The following is a 4,961-nucleotide window of genomic DNA, read 5'->3' on the forward strand; positions in this document are numbered from 1 at the left end:
TCCCCGCCCTGCGCACCCGGGTCACCCCCTCGGCGGCGGAGGGCACCCTCGTCGCGAGCCTCTACGACATGGACCCCACCGGCACCGGCGCGCTCGTCACCCACGCCCCGTACTCCTTCTCCCACCGCGCCCCCGGAACCGCCTTCGAGGTGTCCTTCGACCTCTTCGCCACCGTCTACGACCTGCCCGCCGGCCACCGCCTCGCCCTCGTCGTCACCGGCGCCGACCCGTTGTACGTGGCGCGCAACCCGCCCGGTGCCACCCTCACCCTCCACTCCGCCGGCACCGGAATCGCCCTGCCCGTCCGCTGACCGCCCCGCCCCGCGCGCCCTCCGAGCCCCGCGCGCCCTCCGAACGGATGACGCGAATCGCGCGCGGGCGGGGGCTGCCGGAAGGTAGGGGGTGTGAAGGCCACCCCCACGCGCGCGGAGCCCGCGCCGGACGCCGGGCCCGGGATCGTCACCCCCGACGACCATGTCATCGTGCTCTTCGGCGCCACCGGCGACCTCGCCCGGCGCAAACTGCTCCCCGGCCTCTTCCGGCTCGCCCTGGCCGGCCTCATGCCCCACGCCTACCGGATCGTGGGCTCCGCGCCCGCCGCGGACGCCCTCACCGACGAGGCCTTCCGCGAGCGTGCCCGGGACGCCGTCGCCGAGTTCTGCTCCGCCAAGCCCGTCGGCGAGGACTGGGAGGCCTTCGAACGCACCCTGAGCTTCGGTGCCGCCGACCCCGGGAACACCCGGCCGCTCCTCGACGCCGTCCGGGCGGCCGAACGCGACCTCGGCGGCAGCCCCCGCCGCCTCCACCACCTGGCCGTGCCGCCCGGCGCCTTCGCCTCCGTCGTCGAGGAACTCGGCCGCACCGGGCTCGCCAACGGCGCCCGGGTCATCGTCGAGAAACCCTTCGGCACCGACCTCGCCTCCGCGCGCGCCCTCAACGACACCCTCCACACCGTCTTCGACGAGGAGCGGGTCTTCCGTATCGACCACTTCCTCGGCAAGGAGTCCGTCGACAATATCCTCGCCCTCCGCTTCGCCAACGGCCTCTTCGAACCCATCTGGAACCGCGACCACATCAGCCATGTCCAGATCGATGTGCCCGAGTCCATCGGCATCGAGGGCCGCGCCGCGTTCTTCGAACAGACCGGCACCTTCCGCGACATGGTCGTCACCCATCTCTTCCAGGTGCTCGGCTTCGTCGCCATGGAACCGCCCGTCGACCTCGGCGCGAAGGCCCTGCGGGACGAGAAGAACAAGGTCTTCCAGGCGATGCGGCCGCTCGACCCCCGCCGGGCCGTGCGCGGCCAGTACGACGGCTACCGCGCCGAGCCCGGCGTCGACCCGCACTCCGGCACCGAGACCTTCATCGCCCTCCGTGCCGAGATCGACAACTGGCGCTGGGCCGGCGTCCCCTTCTACCTGCGCTCCGGCAAGTCGCTCGCCCACCGGCGCCAGGTCATCACCCTCCACTTCAAGGAACCCCCGCTGCGGATGTTCCCCCAGGTGCGGCACCCGGCCGAGGCCTGCGCCAACGCCATGGTCGTCGACTTCGACGACCCCGGCTGGATCGCCACCCGCTTCCTCGTCAAACAGCCCGGCCCGAGCATGCGGCTCGGCCCGGCCCGCATGACGTTCCGCTACGCCGACTCCGTCCGGCAGCGGAACGGCCTGGAGGGCTACGAACGGCTCATCCTCGACGCCATGCTCGGCGACCAGGCCCTCTTCACCCGCTCCGACGGCATCGAACGGCTCTGGGAGGTCTCCGCCCCCCTCCTGGAGGCGCCCGGCGACGTGCTCCCCTACCCGCCCGGCTCCTGGGGACCCGACGCCGTCGACGACCTGATCGCCCCGCACCACTGGTACCTCCCGGACGACACCGACGACACCGACGGCGGCGGGGAAGGCACCGCGCCGTGACCCGCCTCGGCCTCCCCGACACCGTCCGCGCCTGCCTGTTCGACATGGACGGCGTCCTCACCCGCACCGCCACCGTCCACGCCGCCGCCTGGAAGGAGACCTTCGACGCCTTCCTGCGCCGCCGCGACGGAGCGGACTTCCGCCCCTTCGACGCCACCGACTACGACCGCTACGTCGACGGCATGCCCCGCGCCGACGGCGTCCGCTCCTTCCTCGCCTCACGCGGCATCCACCTCCCCGAGGGCACCCCCGACGACCCGCCCGACCGCGACACCGTGCAGGGCATCGGCAACCGCAAGAACGCCCTCGTCCTTACGAAGATCAAGGAGCTGGGCGTCGAGGCCTTCCCCGGCTCGGTCCGCTACGCCCGGGCCGCCCGGGACGCCGGACTGCGCCGCGCCGTGGTCTCCTCCAGCGCCAACTGCCGGGCGGTCCTGGCCGCCGCCGGCATCGAGGACCTCTTCGAGGTGCGGATCGACGGGATCGTCGCCGCCGAACGGCACCTGCCGGGCAAGCCCCACCCCGACACCTTCCTCGCCGCCGCCCATGACCTCGGCACACCACCCGGGGCGGCCGCCGTCTTCGAGGACGCCCTCGCGGGCATGGAGGCCGGCCGGTCCGGCGGCTTCGGCTTCGTCGTCGGCGTGAACCGGGCCGACCAGGCCGAGGAACTGCGCCGGCACGGCGCCGACGTCGTCGTCGACGACCTCGCGGAGCTGCTGGGGGAGGCCCCGTGATCACCCATCCGTCCTACATGGTCGAACCCTGGTGCCTGCGCGAGACCGAACTCTCCATCGACGTGCTCTCCCAGAGCGAATCGGTCTTCGCCCTCTCCAACGGCCACGTCGGCTGGCGGGGCAACCTCGACGAGGGCGAGCCCCACGGCCTGCCCGGCTCCTACCTCAACGGCGTCTTCGAATTCCGGCCGCTGCCGTACGCCGAGGCGGGCTACGGCTATCCGGAGTCCGGCCAGACCATCATCAACGTCACCAACGGCAAGGTCGTCCGCCTCCTCGTCGACGACGAACCCTTCGACCTGCGCTACGGGAAGTGCCTCAAGCACGAACGGGTCCTCGACTTCCGGACCGGACTGCTCCACCGCACCGCCGAGTGGACCTCGCCCAGCGGCCGCAGCGTCCGCGTCCGCTCCACCCGGCTGGTGTCCTTCACCCAGCGCGCGGTGGCGGCCATCGCCTACGAGGTCGAGCCCCTCGACGACGAGATGCGGATCGTCGTCCAGTCGGAACTCGTCGCCAACGAACAACTGCCCCGCGCCGAGGGCGACCCGCGCGCCGCCGCCGTCCTGGAGTCCCCGCTGGTCGCCGAGGAGCACTTCTCCCACGAGGCGCGCATCCGGCTGCTCCACCGCACCGCCCGCAGCGGTCTGCGCGTCGGCGCGGCCGCCGAGCACCTCGTCAGCGGCGCCCCGGCCGAGATCACGTCGGAGAGCAGCGAGAACCTCGGCCGTGTCACCGTCACCTCACGGCTGCGGCCGGGCCAGAAGCTGCGCGTGGAGAAGATCGTCGCGCACGGCTGGTCGGCGGTGCGCTCGGCGCCCGCCGTCCACGACCAGGTCGACGCAGCCCTCGCCGCCGCCACCAGCACCGGCTGGGACGGCCTGGCCGCCGAACAGCGCGCCTACCTCGAGGACTTCTGGGCCGGCTCCGACGTCGAGGTGGACGGCGACGCCGAGATCCAGCAGGCCGTCCGCTTCGCCCTCTTCCACGTCCTCCAGACCGGCGCCCGCGGCGAGGCCCGCGCCCTGCCCGCCAAGGGGCTGACCGGCCCCGGCTACGACGGCCACTGCTTCTGGGACACCGAGACGTTCGTCCTGCCCGTGCTCACCTACACCGCCCCCCAGGCCGTGGAACAGGCCCTGCGCTGGCGGTACAACACCCTGCCCGAGGCCCAGGAACGGGCCCGGCAGCTCGGCCTGGCCGGCTCGGCCTTCCCCTGGCGGACCATCAACGGCAGCGAGTGCTCCGGCTACTGGCCGGCCGGCACCGCCGCGTTCCACATCAACGCCGACATCGCCGACGCCGTCGTCCGCTACACCCGCGCCACCTGCGACGACCCCTTCGAACGCGAGGTGGGGCTGCCCCTGCTGGTGGAGACCGCCCGGCTGTGGCGCTCCCTGGGCCACCACGACCACCACGGCGACTTCCACATCGACGGGGTGACCGGCCCGGACGAGTACAGCGCCATCGCGGACGACAACGTCTACACGAACCTGATGGCCCAGCACAATCTGCGGGAGGCCGCGGCCGCCGCCGAACGCCACCCCGACCTCGCCGCGGCCCTGGGCGTCGACGACGAGGAGACCGCCGCCTGGCGGGACGCGGCCACCCGGATGACCCTGCCCTACAACACGGAGCTGGAGGTGCACGAACAGTCCGAGGGCTTCACCCGCCACCAGCTCTGGGACTTCACCCGCACCCGCGCCGAGCAGTACCCGCTGCTGCTGAACTTCCCCTACTTCGACCTCTACCGCAAACAGGTCATCAAACAGGCCGACCTCGTCCTCGCCATGTGCCTGCGCGGCGACGCCTTCACCCCGGAGCAGAAGGCCCGCAACTTCGCCTACTACGAGCAGCTGACCGTCCGCGACTCCTCGCTGTCCGCCTGCGGGCAGGCCGTGATGGCCGCCGAGGTCGGCCATATGCGGCTCGCCTACGACTATGTGGGCGAGGCCGCGATGATGGACCTCTCCGACCTGGAGGGCAACACCCGCGACGGCATCCACATCGCCTCCCTCGCGGGCACCTGGTTCGCCCTCGTCATCGGCTTCGGCGGGATGCGCGAGGACGACGGGCTCATCGCCTTCAACCCCCGGCTGCCCGAACAACTGGGCCGCCTCGCCTTCACCGTCCAGTTCCGGCAGCGCCGGGTACGTGTGGAGATCACCGGGACCACCGCCACGTACACCCTGCTGGACGGCGACAGCCTGGACATCCGCCACTGCGGCGAGCGCATGACCCTGGTCTGCGGCTCGCCGGAGTCCCGCCAGATCCCGCCCATCCCCACCGGCCCCTCCCCCGACCAGCC

Annotated in this window: 4 protein-coding genes; all 4 read left to right on the forward strand. The window is 72.5% G+C overall.

Annotated elements, in window-relative coordinates:
* On the forward strand, positions 1 to 311 hold a 311-nt coding region (locus tag K6I33_RS31810; protein ID WP_275126825.1), incomplete at its 5' end, for a CocE/NonD family hydrolase C-terminal non-catalytic domain-containing protein.
* 93 nt (positions 312 to 404) lie between these two features.
* Complete coding sequence (gene zwf / locus K6I33_RS31815) at positions 405 to 1,916, forward strand: glucose-6-phosphate dehydrogenase (RefSeq protein ID WP_229358018.1); 1,512 nt, start codon at positions 405 to 407, stop codon at positions 1,914 to 1,916.
* A complete protein-coding gene (locus tag K6I33_RS31820; protein ID WP_229358019.1) occupies positions 1,913 to 2,653 on the forward strand; it encodes an HAD family phosphatase in 741 nt (246 codons plus the stop codon). The genes zwf and K6I33_RS31820 overlap by 4 nt, the downstream gene beginning before the upstream one ends.
* Positions 2,650 to 4,961 (forward strand): glycoside hydrolase family 65 protein (locus K6I33_RS31825; RefSeq protein WP_229358020.1); only part of this gene is annotated, 2,312 nt, incomplete at its 3' end. The genes K6I33_RS31820 and K6I33_RS31825, both read left to right, overlap by 4 nt.

This window comes from Streptomyces sp. UNOB3_S3 (genome assembly GCF_020740895.1).
GTDB lineage: Bacteria > Actinomycetota > Actinomycetes > Streptomycetales > Streptomycetaceae > Streptomyces.